This is a genomic window from Alitabrizicola rongguiensis, from assembly GCF_021491355.1.
In the GTDB taxonomy this organism is placed as follows: Bacteria; Pseudomonadota; Alphaproteobacteria; order Rhodobacterales; family Rhodobacteraceae; genus Aliitabrizicola; species Aliitabrizicola rongguiensis.
Genome location: NZ_JAKENF010000001.1, coordinates 1,033,415 through 1,058,675, shown reverse-complemented (window position 1 = coordinate 1,058,675; position 25,261 = coordinate 1,033,415). Strand labels below are relative to the sequence as shown.

The window sequence follows — 25,261 nt, the reverse complement described above, 5'->3', positions numbered from 1 at the left end:
CCGGGCCTTGGCTTGACGCCAAATTGACCTGCTGCGCATTCTCTCGCCGAGACATCCGATAGGTCGCCGTGGAGATCTGAGGCAATGATGCGTTCGCAAGTTCTAGTCGTTGCCCTTCTGGTCGTCCTTGCCGCCTGTGGCTCCCGTGGCGCGATAACCATTGACCCTGCGGCTCGGGGCGTCGGAAAGATCGAGACCGTTTTTGTCGGCACGACCCGCGAGTATGATCCAGCCATCGGAGAGTTCGGTACTGGCCGGTCGTCCAAAGTGTCGCTGGCCAAGTACGATATCTCGGTCCCGCCCGATCGTACCCCCGGCGAGATTCGCTGGCCCAAGCGCGGCCGGGCTCCTGATCCGCAAACCGAGTTCGTGACAACCGGCGCCGTTATCTATCCAGATGCCAAGACCTTCGAGCGCGACTTGCACCGCGCGATCCTAACGAAGCCAGCCTCTGAACGAACCGTGGTGATCTTCGTTCACGGCTTCAACAATACGTTCGCGGAAGGGCTCTACCGGATGGCCCAGTTGGTCCACGATCTGGAGATGCCGGGTGTTGCGGTTCACTATTCGTGGCCATCGACGGCGAAGCCCCTCGGTTACGTCCATGACAGGGACTCTGCCCTTTATGCACGTGATGGGTTCGAGAAACTCTTCAATGATGTCATCGCGGCAGGTGCGGACAAGGTCATTGTCGTCGGGCACTCCATGGGGTCGCAGCTCCTTGTCGAATCGCTGCGCCAGATGGACATCCGCAATCCCGCCCAACTGAAGCGGCACCTTGGGGGAGTTGTGCTGCTTTCGCCGGATATCGATGTCGAGCTTTTCCGTTCGCAGGCTGCGACCTTCACCAACCTTCCGGAGCCGTTCTTTATCTTCACATCGAACAAGGACAAGGCGCTGCGGTTGTCATCCTTCATCACGATGGAGCCGAACCGGCTTGGCAACATGCCCGATGGCAGCCAGCTTGCCGGTCTGGATATCCAGGTCATTGATACGACTGCATTCTCGACCGGCTCAGGGCACTTCAACGTTGCAACCTCGCCCGAGCTGATCGCGCTTCTCGGCAAGATGGACGCCGTCCAGGCGGCCTTCAACCAGGACCAGGCCGGCCGGCCCGGCATTCTTACCGGACTGGTGCTGACGGCGCGGGGGGCGACGAACATCGTACTGAAGCCGGTTGAAGGACTGAACGACGCGCTTCAGCAGTAGGTCGCGGCTTCACCGCGACCGCCGCAGGTAGACGTAGTAGGCGCCGCTGCCCCCGTGTTTCAGATGCGCCTCCGCGACCTGCAGGATCGCCGGTGCCAAAGGGGGCAAGCGCAGCCATTGAGGCACGCTGTGCTTCAGGACCCCGACCCGCTGCGGAATGGGCCCGCTGTCCTCCATCCGCTTGCCTTTGCCAGTAATGACAAGAACCAGCCGAAGACCCTGCGACTGGGCATTCAGCACAAACCGGATGAGTTCAGGATGCGCTTCGGCCAACGTCATGCCGTGAAGGTCGATGCGCGCCTCAGGCGAGAGCTTGCCGCGCGACATCTGGGCAAAAGCCTTCGCATCCATCCTAAGGGGCGCCCGCGTCATGCTGTCTGAAATCGACGGGCTCAGGTCATGCCCGAGAACCGTCTGCGCCCGCTCCCCAACCCGGAAGGTCCGGATCGGTTCTGGTTGCTCTGCCTTTTGTGAGGACTCGGTCGGCAGAGGTGAGCGCAGCTGGTCCAGAGACGGAGATTTCTGTGGATGAAGCGGTTGCGCCGTTCGCGCGACGCTCTGCCAGAGGTCTTCTTCCTCCGGTCGAAGGGTCCGACGCCGCGCCATGATCAGCCGTTTGAGGCCATCGCAAAGGCAAGGTCGATCGGCATCAGCACGATCAGCCGGCCAGGATCCTTGATGCGTCCGGCATCCAGCCCGGCCTTGCGACCAGTGCCAAAGAAGATGTCCGCGCGTTGAGCTCCCTTTATGGCGCCGCCGGTATCCTGCGCGATCATCAGCCGCCGCATTGGTTCGGTACCATCCTTTTCGATCCAGACCGGCGCTCCCAGCGGAACATGTGCGGGGTCGATCGCTACACTGCGCCCCGCCATGATCGGGCGGCCCATGGCGCCAATCGGCCCCTCGTTCGGAGCCAGATCGGCGATCTTGCGGAAGAAGACGAATGAGGGGTTCGTGTTCATCAACGACTGACCCGCGCCCGGATTTTGCCGCACCCAGTTCTGGATCACATCTGCCGAAACTTCGCTTGCATCGAAGATCCCGCGCCGGACGAGTTCCTGTCCGATCGACCGATAAGGCTGGTTGTTCTTGCCGGCATAACCAACGCGGATGACGTGGCCATCGGGCATCCGAATCCGGCCCGATCCCTGCACCTGCAAGAAATAGACATCGACCGGATCCTCGAGCCACGCGATCTCGAGCCCGCGTCCGCGCAACACTCCGGCGCCATCGATGTCGGCGCGCGAATACCACGGCGCGCCATCGACCAGGTCGGGCGGGCGACGATAGATCGGATAGGCGAAACGCGGCGTCCTGACCGGGGAACCGTCAAGCTCCGGCTCGAAATAGCCCGTGAACAGGGCCGGGGGCGAACCCGTGAACGTCGGGCGGAAGAAAAGCTCGAAGAACGCTTTGGCTGCGTCGGGCCGCGTGTCTCGAGCCAAGCCGCAGATAGGCCGCCAGACCGGATCGTCGAGCTGGTCGCAGGTCTGGACAAAAACCTTCAGGGCCTGGGCGTGATCGTCGCTTTCCCAGCCGTCGAGCTGGTCGAACGAAAGAACCTGGGCCTGCAGTGGTCCGCTGGTCATCGCCAGGACCGAAAGGGCGATGGCGTACAACAGAACCCGCATCGCCCTGCCATCATTCTCCGGTTGCGACCAGTTGCCAGTTCGGATCGTCGGCACCCATCTTGCGGGCAAAAGTCCATATATCGCGCTGACGCTTTGCTGCAGTCGGGCTTCCCTCGACAACCTCGCCGGCGCGGTTGCGAACAACCGAAGTCAACTCGCCCACGAAGCGGACGGTGACTTCAGCCTCACGCGTGACGGGATCGAACGTGGCATTCTGAAGTGCAAGTTCACGCAGACCGACGAAATGGCTTTCGATTGTCAGTCCCTCGCGCTCCCGCGCCTCGACAACCTCGGCGAACGAGGCGTTAACGTCGTCAGACAGGAATGGCTTGATTGAAGCGAGATCGCCTTTCTCGAACGCCATGAGGATCATCTCGTAGGCTCCGCGCGCCCCCGACAGAAAATCCACCACCGAAAAACCTGGCTCGATGGATTTCATTGCCGCAAGTGCCTTGGCGGCAGGGCTGCCGTCGGGGACATTGTCGATGATGTCACGATCCGCCCCGCCTTCGATCACCTCGAAATTCCGCGGCGTCGGACGAACGGGGACACTGTCCTCAAGTGGCAGGGGCGGCTTCTCGAACCCTTCGCGCGTCCCAAGGACGCTGCGCAGCTTAAGGATCAGGAACACCGCGACTGCGGCGAGAACGAGAAGCTGGATCAGCGGCGAACTCATGGATACCTCGAATTGGACAGCCCGGAGTTGTTTAGCCGTCCTGTTGCGCCTTATGTAAGTGAGGGGTGGGCCCAAGTCCACCGCCCGGCCCGATCGAGAGGGAAACTATGTCGTTTTTGGCGCTGATCGTCGTCTTGTCGCTTGTGGAAATAGCGCTCTTTGTCACCGTGGGTGGCTGGATTGGCCTGTGGTGGACCATGGCGATTATCCTTGGAACCGCACTGGCCGGCATTCTGCTGATCCGCGCGCAGGGAACGCGGGCGCGCGATCAGTTGCGCCTTGCCATGATGTCCCGCGACGATCCGTCGCCGGTTCTTGCCAATGGCGCCTTTGCGGTCGTTTCGGGCATCCTGCTTGTCCTGCCCGGCTTTCTTGCAGATGCCCTTGGCCTACTATTGCTTTTGCCGCCGGTGCGGCAACTGGTCCTTGACCGCCTGTCGCGCGGCGCATCCCGGAAAATGGCGCAGATTTCGGAAGACGGCGCCTTCATCGTCACATATGGTGGGACGCCGCGCGGCGCGGGCCGTCGTGGCGATGTGATCGATGGCACCTGGGAAGAGCTTCCCGATGATGAAACGCGCCCGCCTTCTGGCTGGACGCGGCATTGAGACCGCGCGGGCGACCTGCTAGAGAATGCCCCCAACGGCCATTTTGGCCTGACAAGATTGGGAGATTGAGATGGCGGAAGCCAACGGAAACGCCACGGGCGAAGCGCCGCAAATCCGGATGCAGGTCCTGGCTCAGTTCATTCGCGACATGTCCTTCGAGAACGCCGTCGCACAGAAGGGGCTGCAAGGTACTGAGATCAACCCGGATGTGACCGTTCAGGTCAGCCTCGACGCGCGGAAGCGCCCGGTCGACCATCAGTACGAGGTCATCAACAAGTTCCGCGTCACGTCGAAAAACAAGGCGAACGGTGAGTCGCTGTTCCTTCTGGAGCTCGAATATGGCGGGATCTTCCATGTCGAGGGCGTTCCGGAAGATCAGTTGCACCCGTTCCTGCTGATCGAATGCCCGCGCCTGCTGTTCCCCTTCGTTCGCCGCATCATTTCGGATGTGACCCGCGACGGCGGCTTTCCGGCGCTCAATATCGACACCGTGGACTATCTTGCGCTGTACCGGCAGGAACTCGCCCGCCGCGCGGAAAGCCAGAAGGCCGCCGGTCAGCCGCTTTCCTAAGACCCTGCACCAGCCCGTTTCTTCCAGATCGCCGCGTCTCCAAGCGCGGCGACAAAGGCTGAGTGGGCCTTCTCCTCGGCTTCGGTGAGACGCTGCGCAAGCGGCTGCGGTCGCGGCCGCGGTCGCCAGACGGGTGTCGATGGCGAAAGGCTGCCTTGGCTAGACTCCGGCGCAAGAACCAGATCGGGCTGACGACCGCCAATCAGTTCCAGATAGACTTCAGCCAGAATCTCGCTGTCGAGCAGCGCCCCGTGCTTTTCCCTTGCCGAGTTGTCGACGCCGAAGCGACGGCAAAGCGCGTCGAGCGAGGCGGGGGCACCCGGAAAGCGCTGCCGTGCCATCAGAAGCGTGTCGATTGCGCGGTCGAATGAAATCTGCGGCAGCCCAACCCATTCGAGTTCCGCATTCAGGAACCGGATATCGAAGGCGGCGTTGTGGATGACAAGGCGCGCGTCGCCGACGAAATCCAGAAAGTCCTGGGCAATCGACCTGAAGACGGGCTTGTCGCGCAGGAAGTCGTCGCCCAACCCGTGAACCTCGAACGCCTCTTTCGGCATCATCCGCTGCGGGTTGATGTACTGGTGGTAGGTCCGACCGGTGGGCAGGTGGTTGAATAGCTCGACCGCACCGATTTCGACGATGCGATGCCCTTCCGAGGGTTCGAAGCCCGTGGTCTCGGTGTCGAGTACGATCTCACGCATCGCGCCTGCTCCTGATGTAGTCGACCAATGCTTCGACCCCCGCGCGGACCGAAGATATGGACAGAGTCTCGATGATATGGGTGGCGCGGCGGCGCTTCTCAGGGTCAGGCATCTGGCGCGACAGGATCAGATCGAACTGCTGTTGTGTCATCCCGGGGCGAGCGAGAACCCGGGCCCGCTGCAGTTCGGGTGGTGCGGTGACAAGCAGGGTTGCATCGAGCGTCGTTTCGGCGCCGGTTTCGAAGAGAAGCGGGATGTCGAGAACCACGATGTCGCCAGGTGTGCCCTTGATGAACTCTGCCCGGTCGGCGGCGACAAGCGGGTGAACGGTGGTTTCGAGCTGCCGAAGGGCAGTGGGATCGGCGGCGATCCATACCTTGAGCGCCGCACGGTCTATGCCGCCGTCAATCAGCGCCGGCGGGTGGAGCTGAGACAGCGGCTTAACGGCTGCACCACCGGAGGCATAAAGCCGATGAACCGCTGCATCGGCATCCCAGACGGGAAGCCCGAGCTCCGCGAACATCGCTGCCGTGGTGGATTTGCCCATGCCGATCGACCCGGTCAGGCCCAACCGGTAGGCGGTCATGCGGCCAGCACCGCGGCGCGGGTCTCGGCATCCACCTCGGGCCGGACGCCGAACCAGCGCTCGAAGCCGGGGGCGGCCTGATGGAGCAGCATCCCAAGGCCATCGACAGTGGTACAGCCCTGCATTGCCGCCTGTTGAAGAAACGTCGTCTGCAGAGGGGTATAGACCAGATCGGTGACCAAAGCCGACGACGGAAGTCTGTCAAGTGGGACCACGAGATCGGGTTTGCCCGTCATGCCGAGCGCCGTCGTATTCACCACGGTCGCGGCATCATCCAGGATATTGCCGACCTGAACCCATTCCTCGACCACGAGCTTGGCACCGAAGTCGGAGCGGAGCGCCTCGGCCCGGGCGCGCGTGCGGTTTGCGATGCGGATTTCAGGGACACCAACCTCGATCAGCGCCGCCACGACTGCACGCGCCGCACCACCGGCCCCGAGTACAACCGCGGGGCCTGCCGAAGGGGCCCAATGCGGGGCTTCCTGCCGGAGGTTTGCGATGAAGCCCGATCCGTCGGTGTTGTCGGCGAAGACCTTTCCGTCCTTGCGGAAGATCAGTGTATTGGCTGCACCGATCAGAGCTGCCCGATCGGTGACGATATCGGCAAGCGCGAGCACGGTTTCCTTGTGCGGGATCGTCACGTTCAGCCCGACGAAGCCGACCCGTGGCAGGAACTGCAAGGCTTCCTTCAGATCGGCCTGGCCGATATCCATGGGGATGTAGTGGCCCTTGATCCCGTAGCGCTTCAGCCAATAGCCATGCAACGCCGGCGAGCGGCTGTGGGCAATTGGGGAGCCGATCACGCCGGCAAGGGGGATACGCGGCAGTTCCGTCATGCGGGGATGAAACCTCTCTTCCCGAGATAACCGAGCAACGGCATCAACGGAAGCCCGAGAACCGAGAAATAGTCGCCTTCGACCGTCTCGAAGAGTCGGATCCCTTCTGCCTCCAGCATGTAGCAGCCGACGCTGTGCCGGGCTGTTTCCCAGTTCCGCGCGAGATAGTCGTCAAGGAAAGTGTCGGAGAAATCCCGCATCTTCAGCCGCACCGTCGCAACGTGCCGCCAGATGGGTTCACCTGCATCATAGAGAACGACGGCTGAATGGAGCCTGTGGGTCTGGCCCCTGAGCCGCACGAGTTGGTCGCGTGCCACGTCAGGGTCCTCTGGCTTGCCCCAGACCTCTCCCTGAAAATCGAGCGTCTGGTCGCATCCGATGACCAGAGCCTGCGGGTAGCGGTCGGAAATCTTTCGAGCCTTCAATTCAGCCAGCGTATCCGCGATGTCGCGGGGTTTGGCCTCTTCGGCGATAAGCGCCTGAGTGATCGACCGTTCATCAACCCTCGCCGCTACGCAGATGGCTCTTACCCCTGCGGCGTCAAGCAGCCTTTTCCGCACTTCGGATTGCGATGCCAGGATGATCTCTTTGTTCGTCGAGGGCATAGGGCTGTGGATAATCCTGATATGTTCCTGCGGCCCATTCCGGGAACGATCGCGCCTGTTCCGGCAAAGCTTGGTCGACCCCCACGCCTTGTCAAGTCTGCCTCGGAGTTGTCCACGATGGGAGAAGTTCTGTCTGATCTTGTGGGCAAAGATATCAGCGGACAGAAGAGGGTTTCGATCCACAGGCGCTCTAGGGTTCTGGCCTATATATCTCATTGAAATAGAATTATTTTATTGGTCATTGGCTCTGTCTCGCGAAGTTCTGCGCAAGTTTCCCACAGGCTTTGCCTTGTGGATGTCTACCGGGAAAAGAAGAGAAATCCCGTTGTCCAGAGGACCAACAGCATCATTCCTTTAAAGACTCTTATCTGATTAGAAGAGAGGGCAAGGAAGAGGGAACCATGAGCGACTTTCTGGCCGAGTACTATTCCTGGACCAAGGCTTTTCACATCATGTCGGTGATCGCCTGGATGGCGGGCCTTTTCTATTTGCCTCGGCTTTTCGTCTATCACGCCGAGGCTGTCGAAGCGGGAAGCGAAACCGACCAACTGTTCCAGACAATGGAACGGAAGCTTCTGAGGCTGATCATGAACCCGTCCATGATCGCGACATGGATATTCGGTCTGGCGCTTGTCTTCACCCCCGGGATCGTGGACTGGAGCATGGTCTGGCCCTGGACAAAGGCTGCAGCTGTTTTGGCCATGACATGGTTCCATCATTGGCTCGGCCTTCGACGCAAGGATTTCGCTGCGGGTCAGAACCTCCGGACCGGTAGGCAATACCGGATGATGAATGAACTGCCGACGATTCTGATGCTTGTGGTCGTGCTCTCCGTGGTTGTGAAGTTCTGAGCGGTTGACTTGTGCCGGCGGCGGACGTATTCAACCGCTTGCTGAGCCGTCCGGCCCAGATCTTTCCCGTGCCATATTCCTGACCGCTCCCGTATACGGGACAGCTGTCATTGCTTCGCGAGCCGCCTCCCATGACCAGAGAACGTCTGAACCTGTCCGACCTGAAGGCCAAGACCCCGGCCGATCTTCTGGCGATGGCAGAAGAGTGGGAGATCGAGAACGCTCCTTCGATGCGCAAGGGCGAGATGATGTTCTCGATCCTGAAGGAGCATGCCGAAGAAGGGTTCGAGATCGGCGGCGATGGCGTTCTTGAGGTGCTGCAGGATGGTTTCGGCTTTCTCCGCTCGCCAGAGGCAAACTATCTGCCGGGCCCTGATGACATCTATGTTTCGCCCGAGATCCTTCGGCAGTTCTCGCTGCGCACCGGGGACACGATCGAAGGCGTGATCCAGGCGCCACGGGACGCGGAGCGCTACTTTTCGCTGACCAAAGTGACTCGGATCAATTTTGACGATCCGGAAAAGGCGCGGCACAAGGTCCATTTCGATAACCTGACGCCGCTTTATCCCGACGAGCGGTTGAAGATGGAAATCGACGATCCGACGATCAAGGATCGTTCGGCCCGGATCATCGATCTTGTCGCGCCGATCGGGAAGGGGCAGCGAGCGCTGATCGTGGCTCCGCCGCGGACGGGCAAGACCGTGCTTTTGCAGAATATCGCGCATTCGATCGCGACCAATCATCCGGAATGCTATCTGATCGTTCTGTTGATCGACGAGCGGCCCGAGGAAGTTACGGACATGCAGCGGAGCGTGAAGGGCGAGGTGGTCTCCTCAACCTTTGACGAACCGGCAACGCGTCACGTCGCCGTGGCCGAGATGGTGATCGAGAAGGCCAAGCGACTGGTCGAGCATAAACGTGATGTGGTGATCCTGCTCGATTCGATCACGCGCCTTGGTCGTGCGTTCAATACTGTCGTTCCATCTTCCGGCAAGGTGCTGACCGGTGGTGTCGATGCGAATGCGCTTCAACGGCCCAAGCGGTTCTTCGGTGCGGCCCGCAACATCGAGGAAGGGGGTTCGCTGACGATCATCGCGACAGCCCTGATCGATACGGGCAGCCGTATGGACGAGGTGATCTTCGAAGAATTCAAGGGCACCGGCAACTCGGAGATCGTGCTGGACCGCAAGGTTGCGGACAAACGCGTTTTCCCGGCCATGGACATCCTGAAATCCGGAACGCGGAAAGAGGATCTTCTGGTCGACAAGGGCGATCTGCAGAAGACCTATGTACTGCGGCGCATCCTGAACCCGATGGGAACGACCGATGCCATCGAGTTCCTGATTTCGAAGCTGAAGCAGACGAAGAGCAACGCCGAATTCTTCGAGTCGATGAATACCTGACGCGGTATTTCCTGTTCGGATTTCGCCTTTATGGACACGATCTATGCCTTGGCCTCGGCTCGGGGAAAAGCCGGGCTTTCCGTTGTCCGGATCTCCGGGCCGCAGTCGCATGAGGTCGTGCGTCGGCTGACAGGCAGCGTGCCTGCAGTTCGTCGGGCCAGCCTCCGGCAACTGGGATGGAACGGCGACATCCTTGACGATGCACTGGTCCTTGTCTTCGATGAGCGCGCCAGCTTCACGGGCGAGCGTGTTGCCGAACTTCACCTTCATGGAAGCCTTGCTACTGTCTCGGCTGTTCTTTCGGCGCTTTCGGAACAGCCCGGGTTGCGCATAGCCGAACCGGGGGAATTCACGCGACGCGCGCTGGAGAATGGTCGGCTTGACCTTGCGCAGGTCGAAGGCTTGTCCGATCTGATCGAGGCGGAAACCGAGGCGCAAAGAAAGCAGGCCCTGGAGGTCTTTTCGGGCGCTGTCGGCACCCGGGTGGGGGCCTGGCGCGAGATGATCGTTCGTGCCGCGGCTCTGCTTGAAGCGACGATCGACTTTGCGGATGAGGATGTTCCTGTCGACGTGACGCCGGAAGTCACAGATCTGCTTGTTCGATTGCTGATGGAGCTTCGTGATGAGGCTTCCGTGTCCGTCGCAAGAGAGAGGGTTCGCGAGGGGTTCGAGGTGGCGATACTTGGTGCACCAAACGCTGGAAAATCTACCCTTCTCAATATGTTAGCTCGTCGGGATGTTGCGATCACGTCTCATGTTGCTGGAACGACGCGCGATGTGCTCGAAGTTCGGATGGACGTGAAGGGTCTGCCGGTGACGTTTCTTGACACGGCCGGACTGCGGGAAACGCAGGATCCGATTGAAACGGCAGGAATCGACCGAGCGCGGCGCAGGGCGGCGGCGGCGGATCTTCGCGTGCTTCTGCTGGATGAAGGGGCGGATCTTCCATCAATCGAGCTTGGGCCGGATGACCTGATCGTGATTGGAAAGGCGGATCAACACCCTGGCCCTGGCCCTGGCCTTCGCGTCTCGGGCGAGACGGGTGCCGGTGTGACAGATCTGATCGATGAGATTCACGCCCGACTCTTGAAGAAGGTCCCCTCCGGCGGGATTCTTATCCGTGAGCGTCAACGCATGGCGGTGTTGCGTGCGATCGGCTTTGCGGAATCGGCGCTGGATGAGATAAGGAATGGGTTCGGTCGTCTGGAGTTGGCGGCCGAGGAGCTCCGGCTGGCGGCCCGGGCCTTGGATTCCGTCGTTGGGCGGGTGGATGTCGAGGATCTCCTGGGAGAGATCTTTGCCCGGTTCTGCATCGGGAAGTGAGGGAGTGTTTCACGTGAAGCATTTCGATGTCGTTGTCATCGGTGGTGGGCACGCCGGTGCTGAAGCGGCGCATGCGGCGGCCCGGGCGGGTGCGGCGACCGCGCTGATTACGCTATCGCGTGGAGGCATCGGGGTGATGTCCTGCAACCCCGCGATTGGTGGGTTGGGCAAGGGGCACCTTGTTCGCGAAATCGATGCGTTGGATGGTGTGATGGGTCGGGTCGCGGACCAGGCCGGAATACAGTTCAGGATGCTTAACCGTCGCAAGGGGCCGGCGGTTCGCGGACCGCGCGCCCAGGCAGACCGACGCATCTATCGCGAACGAATGCTCGAGGCGACACATAGACAAGAGCGCCTGACAATTGTTGAGGGTGAGGTTGTCGACATCGCCATGACCGGCGAGAGGACCACGGGCGTTGTCTTGGCAAGCGGCGAAGCCATCTCATGCCGGGCGGTAGTACTTACGACGGGAACATTCTTGCGGGGCGTCATTCATATAGGCGATAGAAGCCACGCCGGCGGTCGGATGGGCGACAAGCCGTCGATCCGCTTGGCGGAGCGCCTGGACGAGATAGCCTTTGGGCGCGGCCGGCTGAAGACCGGGACTCCGCCGCGATTGGATGGCAAGACGATCCGCTGGGATATTCTTGAGCGTCAGTACGGCGATGATGAGCCGGTCATGTTTTCATTTCTGAATCGTAAGCCGTTTGCCAGGCAGGTCTGGTGTGGCGTGACCGCGACGAATGAAACGACACACGACGTAGTGCGGAGCAATCTTTCTCGCTCGGCAATGTATGGAGGGCATATCGAAGGTATCGGTCCGCGATATTGCCCCTCACTCGAGGATAAGGTTGTCCGGTTTGCCGACAAGACGTCGCATCAGATCTACCTCGAGCCTGAGGGTCTGGCCGACGATACGATTTACCCGAACGGGATTTCAACCTCGCTTCCTGCCGACGTGCAGGAAGATTATGTGCATACGATCAAGGGCTTGGAGGACGCCAGGATCCTGCAACCAGGCTATGCGATCGAGTACGATTACTTCGACCCTCGGGCACTCAAGCCGACCCTGGAGCATGGGGAAATCGCCGGCCTTTTCTTTGCGGGGCAGATTAACGGCACAACGGGATATGAAGAGGCTGCAGCTCAGGGTCTGGTGGCCGGCCTCAATGCGGCAAGGCTGATCGCCGAGAAAGCAACCGTCGTGTTCAGTCGCAGCCAAAGCTATATTGGCGTTCTGATCGACGATCTGGTGACGCGTGGCGTCAGCGAGCCCTATCGTATGTTCACGTCAAGGGCAGAGTATCGGCTGACGCTTCGTGCGGATAATGCCGACCAAAGATTGACCCCCCTCGGAATTGAACTGGGTTTGGTAAATCAGGATCGCGCTTCCGAATTTGAGGCGAAGATGGTTCGCTTGAACGGGGCGATCGAAGAACTCTCGGCAATCAGGCTGACCCCCGGCGAGGCAGAGCAGATTGGTGTCAAGGTAAGCAGGGATGGGGCGAGACGCTCTGCATTCTCGCTATTGGCGTTTCCCGAAAGCGATTTGGCGCGCTTTGCGGGACTCTCCGCGCGAATGGACGCCTTGCCTGATGACATCAAGGAACAGGTCCAGATCGAAGCTCTTTACGCTCAGTACGCTGACCGGCAAGAGGCGGATGTCGCCGCGCTACGGCGGGATGAAGCCGTTCCGATTCCGGAAGACTTCGATTACTCGGCCATGTCGGGTCTCTCCAACGAGCTGAAGGCAAAGCTGGTTCGGGTCCGGCCTGCAAGTTTGGCGCAGGCCGCTCGTATTGACGGGATGACGCCCTCGGCGTTGACGTTGATATTGGCCAGGCTTCGGCAAGCAGGACAGCGCCGTGCATCCTGAGGCCGGTCCCGCGCCGGTTGGTCTCGGACACGATCCCGACTTGCAGCATCGCCTTGGCACGTTCGTGGGGCTGGTCGAAAAGTGGAACCCTTCCATCAACCTTGTTTCTCGAGACAGCCTTCCGCTCATCTGGTCGAGGCACATCGAGGATAGCCTGCAGCTTCTGGATGTACTTGCCTGTGAGCCTCGGCTTTGGTTGGATATGGGGAGTGGTGGCGGTTTTCCCGGAGCCGTCGTTGCGATCGCCGCGCGTACGCGCGGATTGAAGACAAGTTTCGTGCTCGCGGAGTCGGATCAGCGGAAGGCGGCTTTCCTGCGAACTGTTTCACGTGAAACAGGCGCCGGGTTTGAAGTTTTGGCCAGTAGGATCGAGGACTTGGCCCCGCAAGACGCGGATGTGGTATCGGCGCGGGCTCTTGCCCCACTGACCGTTCTATGTGGCTATGCAAACCGGCACCTGTCGGACGATGGCGTCGCTATCTTTCCGAAAGGCCAGAACGCGGAGCGGGAAGTTGCAGAGGCCCGAAATGTCTGGCAGTTCGATCTTACCATTGAGCCAAGCCGAACTGATCCAAACGCGAAACTTCTGGTGTTGAGGGGTCTGCGACGTGCCTGATAGACCAAGCCTACGACAATCACGCATCCTTGCCGTTGCCAACCAGAAGGGCGGGGTAGGCAAGACGACTTCGGCAATCAACCTGGCTGCTGCGCTTGCCGAGCTTGGAGCTCGTGTCGCAATCGTTGATCTCGACCCGCAAGGAAATGCTTCAACAGGCCTTGGCATCGATCCGGATTGCCGAAAATTCACGAGCTACGACCTGCTGCTGGAGGACGCGTCGCCGCAACAGGTGTTTCAAGAGACGAAGGCCAACCGGCTGTGGATCTGCCCGGCAACATCTGATCTCTCTTCAACAGACATGGAGCTTGTTTCAAACGAGCGTCGGAGCTTTCTTCTGCGGGACGCTCTGCGGCAGCCCGCAATGGCGCCGTTTGGGTTCGACTTCGTTCTCATCGACTGCCCTCCGTCGCTGAATCTCTTGACGATCAATGCCATGGTCGCTGCTGATGCTGTCCTTGTTCCTCTGCAGGCAGAGTTCTTTGCGCTGGAAGGGCTGTCTCAGCTCATGCTGACCCTGCGCGAGGTTCGTCAATCGGCGAACCCGGAATTGCGCATCGAGGGCGTTCTCCTGACCATGTATGACACGCGCAACAACTTGTCGCTGCAGGTCGAGCAGGACGCGAGAGAGACGCTTGGCGACTTGGTTTTTCCAATTGTCATCCCTCGAAACGTTCGGCTGAGCGAGGCCCCCTCTTTCGCCCAGTCGGTTTTGGAATACGATCCTGGATCGAAGGGTGCAGAAGCCTATCGCGCGCTTGCCCGGATCCTGGCTACGCGGCACGGACTGCAGGCGAAGGGTGAAGAGGTGGCGAGATGAACGACAAGCGGACGGAACGGCGAGGGCTGGGCCGCGGCCTTTCGGCGCTGATGGCAGATGTGAATCTTTATGCGCAGTCGAATGCCACGGAGGCCCGGGCCCAACGGCCCGAACAGTTTGTGCCCATAGAACTGCTTATTCCAAATCCGGATCAGCCACGGCGAACATTTGGCCCTGAGGCGCTCGAAGACCTGGCCGCATCGATACGGTCAAAGGGTGTGATCCAGCCATTGATTGTTCGGCCGGCCGGCAATGGCACCTACGAAATTGTCGCAGGAGAAAGAAGGTGGCGGGCCGCTCAGATGGCCCAGTTGCACGAGCTTCCCGTTCTTGTGCGTGACCTCAGCGATTCCGAAGTTCTGGAAGTCGCGATCATCGAGAACATTCAGCGTGCGGATCTGAATGCGATCGAAGAGGCCATGGCTTATCGACAGTTGATGGATCGCTTCGGTCACACCCAGGAGAAGCTCGCCGAAGCGCTGGCCAAGAGCCGAAGCCATATCGCCAATTTGCTGAGGCTACTGAATCTTCCTGAGGAGGTGCAGGCCCTCGTCAAGGACGGAAAGCTCTCGGCAGGCCATGCGCGGGCGCTCGTCGCGACCCCGAATCCCGCTGAGCTTGCGCGAACGATCATCTCTCGCGGCCTGTCTGTTCGTCAGGCCGAGGAACTGGCACAAGCCGCACAGCAAAAGGCAGGGGTGAAGCGCCAGCGAAAAGACAGTCCGCAGGCCAAGGATGCTGACACCCTAGCGCTTGAGGGGGATCTGTCGGCCAACTTGAAGATGGCGGTCCGCATCGAGCATGAGGCCGGCACTGGTCGGGGCAGGTTGATCGTCGTTTACAACAACCTAGACGATCTCGATCTGCTTTGCCGGGCGCTTTCGCAATTGCCGCGGGATGGTTCTGTCTGACGTCAGACCAGAAGTTCGCGCAGAACGGCGTTCAAGACGAGCCTGCCTTCTTCTGTCGCGGCCAGCCTGCCATCCGAGATCTGGAGCTTGCCCATCTCGATCAAATCGTGGATCTGGCGTTGAGGCAGGTCTTCTCCGCGAAGTCTGGCCGCACGGTCAAGGTCGATCCCGCCCCGCAGTCGTAGCCCCATCATCATCAACTCTGCAAAGCGGTCCTCGGCCGAAAGCGGCTCTCGCGTTCGCTGGCCGGTTCCCGCTGCCCTTACGGCCTGGAGCCAGGCAGCAGGATTGCTCCATTGAGCGGTCGCGTATCTTGTGCCGTCGAGTGTGAGTCGGCCATGTGCGCCGGGCCCGACGCCGCCATAGTCTCCACCCTGCCAATAGACCAGATTGTGCCGCGACTCCTGGCCGGGCCTCGCGTGGTTCGAAAGCTCGTATGCGGGAAGTCCGGCCGCCTCACAAAGATCTTGGGTAGCAGAAAACAGGTCCACTGCCAGATCCTCATCGGGCAATCCGCGAAGCTGCCCTTTGTGGTACCGCTCTGCGAAGACGGTCCCTTCCTCAATCGTAAGCTGATAAAGCGACAGGTGGTCTGGAGAAAGGTCCAGCGCCTGCGATAATTCACCACGCCAATCGGCTAGAGACTGGCCCTGCCGTGCATAGATCAAGTCAAAACTTACCCGGTCAAAAATGGAGCGCGCGGTTTCATAGGCCGCCAGAGCTTCTTTCGCAGTGTGCATCCGGCCTAGCTTGCGGAGATCCTGATCGTTTAGGGCCTGAATGCCCATTGAAACTCGGTTGACGCCGGCATCGCGATACCCCTGCAACCGACCCGCTTCGACCGAAGTTGGATTGGCCTCGAGTGTGATCTCGATATCATTTGCTGCAGGCCAGGCCCGACGGATTCCATCCAGAACTCCCTCCACTGTCTCGGGCAACATAAGTGAAGGCGTCCCGCCACCGAAATAGACCGACTGAACTGATCTGCTTGGTGTCTCCGCCGCAAGGTTGTCGATTTCCAGCCGATAGGCGTCCAACCACTCTTTCTGATCTATCTGGCTGGAGACATGGCTGTTGAAGTCGCAGTAAGGACATTTCGAAAGGCAGAAAGGCCAATGGACATAGATCGCAAAGCCGCCAACCTGCCAGTCCTCAACCTCGCCCAGATCAACCTTGGCGTCGGTACATGTCTTCGCAAGTCGGGCACGACGTTTCACGTGAAACAGCCGTCGATAAGTGCGCGAAACGCTGCGGCCCGGTGGCTGATGCGGTTCTTCTCCCAGCGATCCATTTCCCCGAAGGTTTGGTCAAATCCGTTCGGGCGAAAGACCGGATCAAATCCATGGCCCTGATCCCCGCGCATGGGCCAAACAATCTGACCTTCTATTTTTCCTTCAAAAACAACATCATAGCCATCTGGCCAGGCAAGAACCAGAGTGCATAGAAACCTTGCAGTCCAAGGTTTAGGCGCCTCTCGTGAAAGAAGTTCTTCGTGCACACGATTCATGGCCATGACGAAGTCACGCCCGCTTGGTGCCTCCGCCCAATCTGCTGTCCATACACCAGGTGCGCGCCCTAGGGCGTCGACCTCCAGACCACTGTCGTCGGCCAGCGCGGGGAGGCCAGTGGCCCGCGCTGCTGCATGGGCCTTGATCCGGGCGTTGCCGACAAATGTCGTTTCGGTCTCGGCAGGCTCTGGCAAGCCCAGTTCGCCGGCGGAGCTGACGCTGACCGAGAATGGCTCCAGAAGCTTGGCGATCTCTTCCAGCTTCCCCTTGTTGTGAGTCGCGATCACCAGCCTATCGCAGGAAAACCGCCTCACCACCGACGATGTCATGCCAGCGCCGCCTTTTGGGCCGCAACGAGGGATGCCGCTCCTGTTTCGGCCAGATCCAGAAGCTGCATCATCTCGTCGCGCGAGAAGGTTGCCCCCTCCGCCGACATCTGTACCTCGATCAGCCGGCCCCGACCGGTGACCACAAAATTGCCGTCGGTCCCGGCGGTGCTGTCCTCGGCATAGTCCAGATCGGCCACGGCCTGACCGGCATAGATGCCGCACGACAGGGCAACGACGTGGTCCATGATCGGATCGGAAGTCAGCATGCCGCTCGCAAGCATGCGATTGATCGCAAGTCGTAGCGCGACCCATCCGCCCGTGATCGAGGCACAGCGCGTCCCGCCATCCGCCTGAATGACGTCGCAGTCGACGACGATTTGCCGTTCACCAAGGGCGACACGGTCAATGCCCGCGCGCAGCGACCGGCCAATCAACCGCTGGATCTCCTGTGTACGGCCCGATTGTTTGCCCGCTGCGGCCTCGCGCCGGTTGCGCGTGTTGGTCGCGCGCGGCAGCATCCCGTATTCTGCGGTTACCCAGCCCAGACCGGTATTTTTCAGGAATGGGGGAGCCTTCTCTTCAAGCGAAGCCGTGCACAGAACGTGGGTATCGCCAACCTTGATAAGGCAACTGCCTTCCGCGTGCTTCACAACGCCGGTTTCGATCGACACCGGGCGAAGTTCGTTCAGCTTTCTGCCAGAGGGCCGCATGATGGGATCCTTGTGAAATGACGGGGCCAATATCCGCGCCACCCACGGCGATGCAACCCCGATTGACGCCATACATTGCCTCTTTCTAACTTCACTGCGAATGGCCAGATTAATGTGATGAACGACAGTCCTCGCATCCTTGCCGAAATGAGCGATCGCTCGCGCGAAGTTTTTCGGCGCGTGGTCGAAGGCTATCTTGCATCCGGCGATCCGGTCGGGTCGCGAACCCTGACCCGCATCATGAACGAGAAAGTCAGCGCGGCAACGATCCGCAACGTGATGCAGGATCTCGAATTCCTCGGCCTTCTCGATAGTCCGCATGTCTCGGCGGGCCGGGTGCCGACCCAGCTTGGATTGAGGATGTTCGTTGACGGGCTGCTCGAGGTCGGAGAGGTGGCACCGGAAGACCGCGAGCGCATCGACTCATCGCTTGGCAGCAACAGTACGGATGTCGCGTCGATCCTCGATCGGGTCGGGGCCGCCCTTTCCGGCATCACGCGTGGGGCAAGCCTCGTCCTTGCCCCGAAGCGCGAGGCGCCGATCCGCCATATCGAATTCGTGAGTCTGGCTCCGGATCGCGCTCTCGTCGTTCTGGTCTTTGCGGATGGAACTGTCGAGAACCGCGTCTTTGCGCCGCCTCCCGGCCATACGCCCTCATCCATGCGCGAGGCCGCCAACTTCCTTAACGCGCTGGCGGGTGGCAGGACCTTTGCCGATATCCGCGACTCTGTCGGCCAGGAAATCGAACGCCGCCGGCAAGAGATTGACGCGCTTGCGCAGCAACTGGTCCAAAGCGGCCTCGCCATGTGGGAAAACAGCGGAGACCGGCACGAGCGGTTGATCGTTCGGGGCAGTTCGAATCTGCTGGGCACCCCCGGGGCCGAAGCAGACGTGGATCGCATTCGCAGCCTCTTCGACGACCTGGAACGCAAGCGCGACATTGCCGAGTTCCTCGAACTTGCAGAAGAGGGCGAGGGTGTGCGCATTTTTATCGGCTCGGAGAACAAGCTTTTCTCACTTTCGGGTTCCAGTCTGGTCGTCTCTCCCTATATGAACGCTGACCGTAAGATCGTGGGTGCCGTCGGTGTGATCGGGCCGACCCGGCTTAATTATGGGCGGATCGTTCCGATCGTCGATTACACGGCGCAACTGGTGGGAAAGCTCGTTTCCGACCGGGGTTGAAGGATGAAGGACGATGACTGAACAGAAAGCAGCCGCCGAACAGGCTCTGGCGGAAGACCTTGTTGATGAGGGCATCGATACCGCTGCGGCTGGTATCGAGTCTGAACTGGAAAAGGCGATTGCCGAGCGAGACGAATTCAGGGACCGCTTCATGCGCGCCCTTGCCGATGCCGAAAACTCTCGAAAACGCGGCGAGCGTGATCGGCGCGAAGCCGAACAGTATGGGGCGTCACGTCTCGCGCGCGACCTTCTGCCTGTCTATGACAACCTTCGGCGGGCACTCGATGCCGCAACCGAGGACCATCGGGCCCAAGCCTCCGCCCTCATCGAGGGAGTCGAACTGACGCTTCGCGAACTGACCAATGTCATGCAGAAGCATGGTATCACCCCGATATCGCCCGCCAATGGCGATCAGTTCGACCCCCAATTGCATCAGGCCATGTTCGAAGCCCCCGTTCCGGGGACAAGGGCCGGCCAGATCATCCAGGTGATGACAGAGGGCTTTCTGCTCCACGATCGCCTGCTGCGCCCGGCACAGGTCGGCGTTTCGTCGATGCCTGCGTCCTGACGCCCTGGCGACCCCAACAGAGCCTTTCAACGCAACACGTCTCCGCCTTTGGGCGGAGACGTGTTGGAAAGCGTGGCGGACGCCCGACCGCCCTGCGATTTCGCCCGATCACTCTCGCAGCAGAGCCTTCAAGTCATAGACCGTACGAAGCGCATCCATAGGGGTCATTTCGTCTGGATGCAGCGCCCGAAGCCGCGCCTCCACCTCTGACGAGGCGGCGTGTCTCGCGGGAGCGACTGGTGTCTGAGGCGCGACCCGGAACAGGGGTAGATCGTCGATCAGCGCCTGCGGCCGGGCACCACCCTGTCGCTCGCCCGACTCGAGCGCTTCAAGCACCACTCTGGCCCGCTCTACCACGCTGGCCGGCAGGCCCGCCAGCCGCGCCACCTGAACGCCGTAGCTGCGATCTGCCGCCCCCTTCTTCACCTCGTGAAGGAAGATGACGTCACCTTCCCACTCTTTCACGGTAACTGTTGCGTTCTCGACCCCCTCAAGCTTCCCGGCCAGCGCCGTCATCTCGTGGTAGTGCGTGGCAAACAGGGCCCGGCAATTGTTGACCCCCTGCAGGTGTTCCAGTGTTGCCCAGGCGATCGAAAGGCCATCGTAGGTCGCCGTGCCGCGACCGATCTCGTCCAGGATGACAAGCGACCGATCGTCTGCCTGATTCAGGATGGCGGCCGTCTCGACCATCTCGACCATGAAGGTCGATCGCCCGCGCGCCAGATCGTCTGCGGCGCCGACCCGGCTGAAAAGCTGGCTGACCAGGCCTATTCGGGCCGCGCGCGCTGGAACGAAACTTCCTGCCTGAGCCAGCAGCGCAATCAGGGCGTTCTGGCGCAGGAAAGTCGATTTGCCTGCCATGTTTGGCCCGGTCAGAAGCCAGATGGCCGGAACGCCGCCATCGGTCAGGGCGCAGTCATTGGCGACAAAGCTTGCGCCGCCCTGCCGCCTGAGCGCCCGCTCCACCACCGGATGCCGGCCCGCCTCGACGATGAAGGCCCGGCTCTCGTCGACATGCGGCTCTGCCCAATCCTCTGCTGCGGCGAGATCCGCGAAGGCTGCGGCAAGATCGATCTCGGCCAAGGCACGAGCCGCCGCGAAAACTGCGACTGAGGTTTCCAGGACAGCGCCTTTCAGGCTTTCATAGAGACGTTTTTCGATCTCCAGTGCGTGGTTCCCGGCATTCAGGATCCTTGTTTCAAGCTCGGAAAGCTCGACCGTGGTAAAGCGAACCTGGTTGGCCGTCGTCTGCCGATGGATGAAACGCTCCGACAATGGTGGCGAAAGCATCCGGGCCGCATGGGTATCCGTTGTCTCTATGAAATAGCCCAGCACGTTGTTGTGCCTGATCTTCAGGCTCGGCACTCCCGCGAGCGTGGCGTACTCTGCCTGCATCCCCGCGATCACGCCGCGCCCTTCGTCGCGCAGCTTCCGTGTCTCGTCCAGTTCGCTGTCATAGCCGGAGGCGATAAAGCCGCCATCCCGCGCCAGAAGGGGCGGTTCGGCGACCAGCGCTGCTTCGAGGAGGCCGACAACGGCTTCGTGACCAACAAGGTCGCGCGCGGCTCCGGCCAACAGGGGCGGGGCCTCGACGAGCAACTGCGCGATCTCGTCCGCCCTCTCGAAGCCTGCGCGGATGGCCGCCAGATCCCGAGGGCCACCGCGATCCAACGCCAGCCGGGACAGGGCACGGTCGATGTCTGGTACGCGCCGCAGCGCCTCACGCAGATCGGCGCGCAAACGGTCCTGCTCGAGCAGAAACCGCACCGATTCGAGCCTGGAGTGGATCACGTCGAGCTCGCAGGAAGGGCTCGAAAGCCGCCGCTCCAGCAGTCGGGCACCCGCGGCCGTCACTGTCCGGTCAATGGCGGCCAGAAGCGATCCCTCCCGGCCCCCGGACAGCGCCGAGGTGATCTCGAGGTTTCGGCGGGTCGCTGCGTCAAGCTGCATCGCCCCACTGGCCAGTTCTCGCACCGGCGGGCGCAGCAGCGGCAGTCTGCCGCGCTGTGTCAGGTCCAGATAGTCGACGATTGCCCCAAGCGCGGCCAATTCCGCCCTGTCGAACCGCCCGAAGGCGTCGAGCGTCCCGACGCCATAGAGCGCACAGAGCCGCCGCTCGGCCGCGGTGCTGTCGAACCCCGCCCGCGGCCTCACGGTCAGCGCGGCGCCGGCCTCGGCGATCAGGCTGCTCCAGTCTTGTTCCCGTGCTTCGCTGACAAGCACCTCCCGCGGCGCAAGACGTGCCAGTTCCGGCGCCAGTCGCACGGCTGGGCAGGGCATCACGCGCAACTCGCCTGTCGATATATCGACCCAGGCCAGCGCCGACTCGTCCCTGACCTCGCAGAAAGCCGCAAGGAAGTTGTGCCGCCGCGCCTCAAGCAGGCTGTCCTCGGTGAGCGTTCCCGGGGTGACCAGCCGGACGACGTCGCGCTTCACGACCGCTTTGTAGCCTCGCTTCTTCGCCTCGGCCGGATCTTCCAGCTGTTCGGCAATCGCAACGCGAAAGCCCTTGCGGATCAGCGTCAGCAGGTAGCCTTCTGCCGAATGGACGGGCACACCGCACATGGCGATATCTTCGCCCAGATGCTTACCGCGCTTGGTCAGGGCGATGTCGAGCGCCTCGCTGGCCGCGACGGCATCGTCAAAGAACATCTCGTAGAAGTCGCCCATCCGGTAGAACAAGAGCGCGCCCGGGTTCTGCGCCTTGATCTCCAGATACTGCGCCATCATCGGCGTGACGCCGTCGTCGCTCACCGATCTTCCCCCGGGCTTTCTCGTGACCGGGGCCGACCCTAGCGAACCCTTCGGGCGGCTGAAAGCGGCAATTCAGGCTTTGCCCCAGAGCGGCAGGCCGGGTAAATCCCGGACACGGGAAGCTAGGGAGGCAAACGCGATGGCGGTGTGGAATCTGGGGTCGATCAACATCGACCATGTCTATCAAGTGCCGCGCCTGCCTGCCCCCGGCGAAACGCTGGGTGCCTTGGACTATTCAAGCGGGCTTGGCGGCAAGGGTGGCAACCAGTCGGTCGCCTCCGCCCGTGCCGGCGCGCCTACCCGCCATGTCGGAGCCGTCGGGCCCGAGGGGCGCTGGGCGCGCGATCTTCTGTCCGACTACGGGGTCGATGTTACCCATGTGCGCATCGCCGATGTCGCTTCGGGCCACGCGATTATCTATGTTGATCCTGCCGCCGAGAACGTGATCGTCACCTTTGCTGGCGCAAACCACACCGCAGATGCCGCGAACGTCGCCGCCGCGTTGCAGACGGCGCAAGCCGGCGACACGCTGCTGCTTCAGAACGAAACGACAGCTCAGGTCGAGGCCGCGCGCTTTGCGCGCAGTCGCGACCTGCGCGTGATCTACTCTGCCGCCCCGTTCCAGGTCGAGGCGGTGCGGGCGATCCTGCCGCATGTCTCGCTGCTGGTGATGAACGCCGGGGAGGCCGCCGAGCTTCGCACAGCCTTCGGTGAATTGCCGGACCGAGAAATGATCGTCACGCTCGGTTCGAAAGGCGCGGAATGGCATGTGCCCGGGTCCGATCCGCTGTTCATGCCTGCCTTCAAGGTGACGCCGGTTGATACGACCGGTGCGGGCGACTGCTTCATCGGAACCCTCGCCGCCGCGCTGGACCTCGGGCTGGATCGGCCCACGGCGATGCGTCGCGCCGCGGCGGCTGCCGCGATTCAGGTTACGCGGGCCGGTGCGGCGCAGGCTATGCCCGCGCAGGCGGAAGTGGATGCCTTCCTGTCCGACCATCCCTGATAGGGCGCATCATTTGACGAATGCGGCGTCGGTCCCCCAAAGGGCCTGCACTCTGGCGTCTCTGCCACAGGCAGAGCGATAGAACTTGTACGCGCTTGCCTACCGCTTCGGTCCGGCCCGAGTCAGGATGATGTTTCGCCCCTTGTAGTAGTCCTGATGGTAGTCTTCCGCCGGCCAGAAGGTTGAAGCCTTCCGGATCGGCGTGACGACCTTCTGCCCCAGTTCGGCCTGCGCCTCGCGCTTTGCCGCTTCTGCCGTGGCGCGTTCCTCCGGTGTCGCGACGAAGATCGCCGTGCGATAGCTGTCGCCCCGGTCGCAGAACTGCCCATCGGCATCGGTAGGGTCGATCGAGCGGAAGAAAAGCTGCATCAGCTCGGCATACGAGATGCGATCGCTGTCGTAGACGATCTGAACCGCCTCGTAATGACCTGTCCCGCCGGCACTGACATCCTCGTAGGTTGGTTCCGGTAGCGTGCCGCCGGTATAACCCGAGATCACCTCGCGCACACCCGGAACGGATTCGAAATCCGCCTCCACACACCAGAAGCATCCGCCGGCCACGACCGCCGTTCGGGTTTCCGCAAGCGCAGGCGCAGAGGCCAGCAGGCCAAGCAGGCCCAATCCCATCGATATCCGCATGATGTACCTCCCGCTTCTTCGTTCTGGTCGTCATGCAGGTCGTTTCAAGTCAAGGCTGCGTTACAGCGGTGGCCTCCCGCCATCGGATCCCGCGTTGATGCGGAAGTCAGGCTCGCCCTGCCAACGACGACTGCGGATTGAATGCGGCACCAACTGGGCGGATAGTGCGCTCGGCAGGCACCCAGAAACCTCGGTGCCAGGCGGCGGCGGGCCCATGAATCGGACAACAGTCGAAACGAGCTGCTTCTTCATTGCCCTGGCCCTTGTCTCTGGGGCGCTTGTCTGGATTCTGCTGCCCTTCTACGGTGCGATCCTCTGGGCGCTGATCCTCGCAATCCTTTTTCGACCGCTTTATCTTTCGCTGCTCAGACGAACCGGGCAACGCCGCAACCTCGCGGCTGCAATGTCCCTCCTGGCCTGTGTCGTGATCGTCATCGTTCCCGGTGCGATCGTTCTGGACTCGATGATCGAGGAAAGCCAAAGGCTCTATTCACGCGCCGGCGTGATCGAGATCGACATCGCCTCGACCATTCGGAACCTCTGGACTCATCTACCAGACTTTGTGATCCGGCTCTTTGCCTGGGTGGGGCTGACTGGCCCTGACGAATTTCACACGTTGATCACCGACTTCATTGGTCAGGTGGCACAGTCGGCAGCCGATCTTGCCGTCAGGCTCGGGCAAAGCACGGTCCAGCTCGCGATCAGTCTCGGCATCATGCTTTACACGCTGTTCTTCCTGTTTCGCGATGGACCGGCGCTGATCACCACCTTCCGCCGCGCAAGCCCCCTTAGTCAGGGGCATACGGACAAGGTTCTTGCCAAGCTTGCCTCGGCGGTCAGGGCAACCATCAAGGGCAACGTGATCATCGCGATACTGCAGGGGGCGCTTGGCGGAGTGATCTTCTGGCTTCTCGGGATTCAGGCTGCATTGCTCTGGGCGGCCCTGATGAGCCTTCTGGCCCTGTTGCCGGTGGTTGGCGCGGCGCTTGTCTGGGTTCCCTTCGCGATCTACCTGCTTATTGCCGGCCAGACCGCAAAAGGGGTGACCCTGCTCGTCTTCGGGGCTCTGGTTATCAGTCTTGTCGACAACCTTTTGCGCCCGGCGCTTGTGGGCCGTGACCTACGGCTTCCCGACTTCGTCGTGCTGGTCACGACGGTTGGGGGAATCGCGCTGATCGGTCCGAACGGCTTTGTCATAGGCCCCATGATCGCCGCGCTGTTCGTTGCGATCTGGTCATCCTTCGCCGAAGAAAAGGCGAAGGGGAAGGTCTCCTCTCCCCACGATCCTGCTTGACGCCATGCGCTGACAGGACTTGCAGAGGGTGGCGTAGCCCCTTCACCT

At 61.3% G+C, this 25,261-nt stretch carries 25 protein-coding genes and 1 pseudogene; 14 read left to right on the top strand and 12 right to left on the bottom strand.

Features of this window, described 5'->3' with window-relative positions:
• Window positions 1-87: 87 nt before the first annotated feature.
• Window positions 88-1,209 (top strand): alpha/beta hydrolase, encoded by a 1,122-nt coding sequence (locus L0V05_RS05245; RefSeq protein WP_234869029.1) that lies wholly within the window; start codon window positions 88-90, stop codon window positions 1,207-1,209.
• 9 nt (window positions 1,210-1,218) lie between these two features.
• Here L0V05_RS05245 and L0V05_RS05240 read toward each other — a convergent pair whose 3' ends face one another.
• From L0V05_RS05240 to L0V05_RS05230, 3 genes are read right to left on the bottom strand one after another with little or no spacing between them, the layout of a single operon-like run.
• Complete coding sequence (locus tag L0V05_RS05240) at window positions 1,219-1,815, bottom strand: Smr/MutS family protein (RefSeq protein WP_234869028.1); 597 nt, start codon at window positions 1,813-1,815, stop codon at window positions 1,219-1,221.
• 2 nt (window positions 1,816-1,817) lie between these two features.
• Window positions 1,818-2,840, bottom strand: coding sequence for a murein transglycosylase A (gene mltA / locus L0V05_RS05235; RefSeq protein ID WP_234869027.1), 1,023 nt, complete (start codon window positions 2,838-2,840; stop codon window positions 1,818-1,820).
• 10 nt (window positions 2,841-2,850) lie between these two features.
• Window positions 2,851-3,516, bottom strand: a complete 666-nt coding sequence (locus tag L0V05_RS05230) for a Tim44/TimA family putative adaptor protein (protein WP_234869026.1) — start codon at window positions 3,514-3,516, stop codon at window positions 2,851-2,853.
• A gap of 107 nt (window positions 3,517-3,623) precedes the next feature.
• Here L0V05_RS05230 and L0V05_RS05225 point away from each other — a divergent pair, with 107 nt between their 5' ends.
• Window positions 3,624-4,124 (top strand): FxsA family protein, encoded by a 501-nt coding sequence (locus L0V05_RS05225; protein WP_234869025.1) that lies wholly within the window; start codon window positions 3,624-3,626, stop codon window positions 4,122-4,124.
• A 70-nt stretch (window positions 4,125-4,194) separates the two neighbouring features.
• Window positions 4,195-4,695, top strand: coding sequence for a protein-export chaperone SecB (secB, locus tag L0V05_RS05220; protein ID WP_234869024.1), 501 nt, complete (start codon window positions 4,195-4,197; stop codon window positions 4,693-4,695).
• On the opposite strand, the gene dnaQ is transcribed toward secB, so the two are convergent.
• The 4 genes from dnaQ to L0V05_RS05200 are packed head-to-tail and all read right to left on the bottom strand — an operon-like array spanning window position 4,692 to window position 7,423.
• Entirely contained in the window at window positions 4,692-5,396 is a 705-nt protein-coding gene (dnaQ, locus tag L0V05_RS05215) for a DNA polymerase III subunit epsilon (RefSeq protein WP_234869023.1), read from the bottom strand. The genes secB and dnaQ overlap by 4 nt on opposite strands.
• The gene (gene coaE, locus L0V05_RS05210; protein ID WP_234869022.1) at window positions 5,389-5,982 is read right to left on the bottom strand and encodes a dephospho-CoA kinase; all 594 of its coding nucleotides are present in this window, start codon (window positions 5,980-5,982) and stop codon (window positions 5,389-5,391) included. Before coaE ends, dnaQ begins: the two co-directional genes overlap by 8 nt.
• A complete protein-coding gene (locus L0V05_RS05205; RefSeq protein ID WP_234869021.1) occupies window positions 5,979-6,818 on the bottom strand; it encodes a shikimate dehydrogenase in 840 nt (279 codons plus the stop codon). The genes coaE and L0V05_RS05205 overlap by 4 nt, the downstream gene beginning before the upstream one ends.
• Complete coding sequence (locus L0V05_RS05200; protein WP_234869020.1) at window positions 6,815-7,423, bottom strand: Maf family protein; 609 nt, start codon at window positions 7,421-7,423, stop codon at window positions 6,815-6,817. The genes L0V05_RS05205 and L0V05_RS05200 overlap by 4 nt, the downstream gene beginning before the upstream one ends.
• Before the next feature lie 401 nt (window positions 7,424-7,824).
• On the opposite strand from L0V05_RS05200, the gene hemJ reads away from it, so the two are divergent.
• From hemJ to L0V05_RS05165, 7 genes are all read left to right on the top strand, one after another.
• Complete coding sequence (gene hemJ, locus L0V05_RS05195; RefSeq protein ID WP_234869019.1) at window positions 7,825-8,274, top strand: protoporphyrinogen oxidase HemJ; 450 nt, start codon at window positions 7,825-7,827, stop codon at window positions 8,272-8,274.
• A gap of 131 nt (window positions 8,275-8,405) precedes the next feature.
• Complete coding sequence (gene rho, locus L0V05_RS05190; RefSeq protein ID WP_234869018.1) at window positions 8,406-9,677, top strand: transcription termination factor Rho; 1,272 nt, start codon at window positions 8,406-8,408, stop codon at window positions 9,675-9,677.
• Between the two features lie 30 nt (window positions 9,678-9,707).
• Window positions 9,708-11,000: a tRNA uridine-5-carboxymethylaminomethyl(34) synthesis GTPase MnmE gene (gene mnmE, locus L0V05_RS05185; protein WP_234869017.1), complete on the top strand. Its 1,293-nt coding sequence runs from the start codon at window positions 9,708-9,710 to the stop codon at window positions 10,998-11,000.
• Window positions 10,948-12,876 (top strand): tRNA uridine-5-carboxymethylaminomethyl(34) synthesis enzyme MnmG, encoded by a 1,929-nt coding sequence (gene mnmG / locus L0V05_RS05180; RefSeq protein ID WP_255683613.1) that lies wholly within the window; start codon window positions 10,948-10,950, stop codon window positions 12,874-12,876. Before mnmE ends, mnmG begins: the two co-directional genes overlap by 53 nt.
• Window positions 12,866-13,492 (top strand): 16S rRNA (guanine(527)-N(7))-methyltransferase RsmG, encoded by a 627-nt coding sequence (rsmG, locus tag L0V05_RS05175; RefSeq protein ID WP_234869015.1) that lies wholly within the window; start codon window positions 12,866-12,868, stop codon window positions 13,490-13,492. The genes mnmG and rsmG overlap by 11 nt, the downstream gene beginning before the upstream one ends.
• Entirely contained in the window at window positions 13,485-14,312 is an 828-nt protein-coding gene (locus tag L0V05_RS05170) for a ParA family protein (RefSeq protein ID WP_234869014.1), read from the top strand. The genes rsmG and L0V05_RS05170 overlap by 8 nt, the downstream gene beginning before the upstream one ends.
• Entirely contained in the window at window positions 14,309-15,223 is a 915-nt protein-coding gene (locus tag L0V05_RS05165; RefSeq protein WP_234869013.1) for a ParB/RepB/Spo0J family partition protein, read from the top strand. Before L0V05_RS05170 ends, L0V05_RS05165 begins: the two co-directional genes overlap by 4 nt.
• 2 nt (window positions 15,224-15,225) lie before the next feature.
• Here L0V05_RS05165 and hemW read toward each other — a convergent pair whose 3' ends face one another.
• The 3 genes from hemW to rph are packed head-to-tail and all read right to left on the bottom strand — an operon-like array spanning window position 15,226 to window position 17,770.
• Entirely contained in the window at window positions 15,226-16,440 is a 1,215-nt protein-coding gene (gene hemW / locus L0V05_RS05160; protein ID WP_234869012.1) for a radical SAM family heme chaperone HemW, read from the bottom strand.
• Window positions 16,437-17,060: an RdgB/HAM1 family non-canonical purine NTP pyrophosphatase gene (gene rdgB / locus L0V05_RS05155; RefSeq protein ID WP_234869011.1), complete on the bottom strand. Its 624-nt coding sequence runs from the start codon at window positions 17,058-17,060 to the stop codon at window positions 16,437-16,439. Before rdgB ends, hemW begins: the two co-directional genes overlap by 4 nt.
• Window positions 17,057-17,770 (bottom strand): ribonuclease PH, encoded by a 714-nt coding sequence (rph, locus tag L0V05_RS05150; RefSeq protein ID WP_234869010.1) that lies wholly within the window; start codon window positions 17,768-17,770, stop codon window positions 17,057-17,059. The genes rdgB and rph overlap by 4 nt, the downstream gene beginning before the upstream one ends.
• 117 nt (window positions 17,771-17,887) lie before the next feature.
• Between rph and hrcA the strand changes: the two genes are divergently transcribed.
• Together hrcA and L0V05_RS05140 are read left to right on the top strand one after the other, a co-directional pair.
• Window positions 17,888-18,952 (top strand): heat-inducible transcriptional repressor HrcA, encoded by a 1,065-nt coding sequence (gene hrcA, locus L0V05_RS05145; protein ID WP_234869009.1) that lies wholly within the window; start codon window positions 17,888-17,890, stop codon window positions 18,950-18,952.
• A 13-nt stretch (window positions 18,953-18,965) separates the two neighbouring features.
• On the top strand, window positions 18,966-19,520 hold the full coding sequence (locus L0V05_RS05140; protein ID WP_234869008.1) for a nucleotide exchange factor GrpE: 555 nt from the start codon (window positions 18,966-18,968) through the stop codon (window positions 19,518-19,520).
• Between the two features lie 108 nt (window positions 19,521-19,628).
• On the opposite strand, the gene mutS is transcribed toward L0V05_RS05140, so the two are convergent.
• The gene (gene mutS, locus L0V05_RS05135) at window positions 19,629-22,250 is read right to left on the bottom strand and encodes a DNA mismatch repair protein MutS (RefSeq protein WP_234869203.1); all 2,622 of its coding nucleotides are present in this window, start codon (window positions 22,248-22,250) and stop codon (window positions 19,629-19,631) included.
• Between the two features lie 163 nt (window positions 22,251-22,413).
• Between mutS and L0V05_RS05130 the strand changes: the two genes are divergently transcribed.
• On the top strand, window positions 22,414-23,280 hold the full coding sequence (locus L0V05_RS05130; RefSeq protein WP_234869007.1) for a ribokinase: 867 nt from the start codon (window positions 22,414-22,416) through the stop codon (window positions 23,278-23,280).
• Window positions 23,281-23,289: 9 nt separating this feature from the next.
• On the opposite strand, the pseudogene msrA reads toward L0V05_RS05130, so the two are convergent.
• Window positions 23,290-23,907 (bottom strand): annotated as a pseudogene (msrA, locus tag L0V05_RS05125) (peptide-methionine (S)-S-oxide reductase MsrA).
• 226 nt (window positions 23,908-24,133) lie between these two features.
• Between msrA and L0V05_RS05120 the strand changes: the two are divergent.
• Window positions 24,134-25,213, top strand: a complete 1,080-nt coding sequence (locus L0V05_RS05120; protein WP_234869006.1) for an AI-2E family transporter — start codon at window positions 24,134-24,136, stop codon at window positions 25,211-25,213.
• Window positions 25,214-25,261 lie beyond the last annotated feature (48 nt).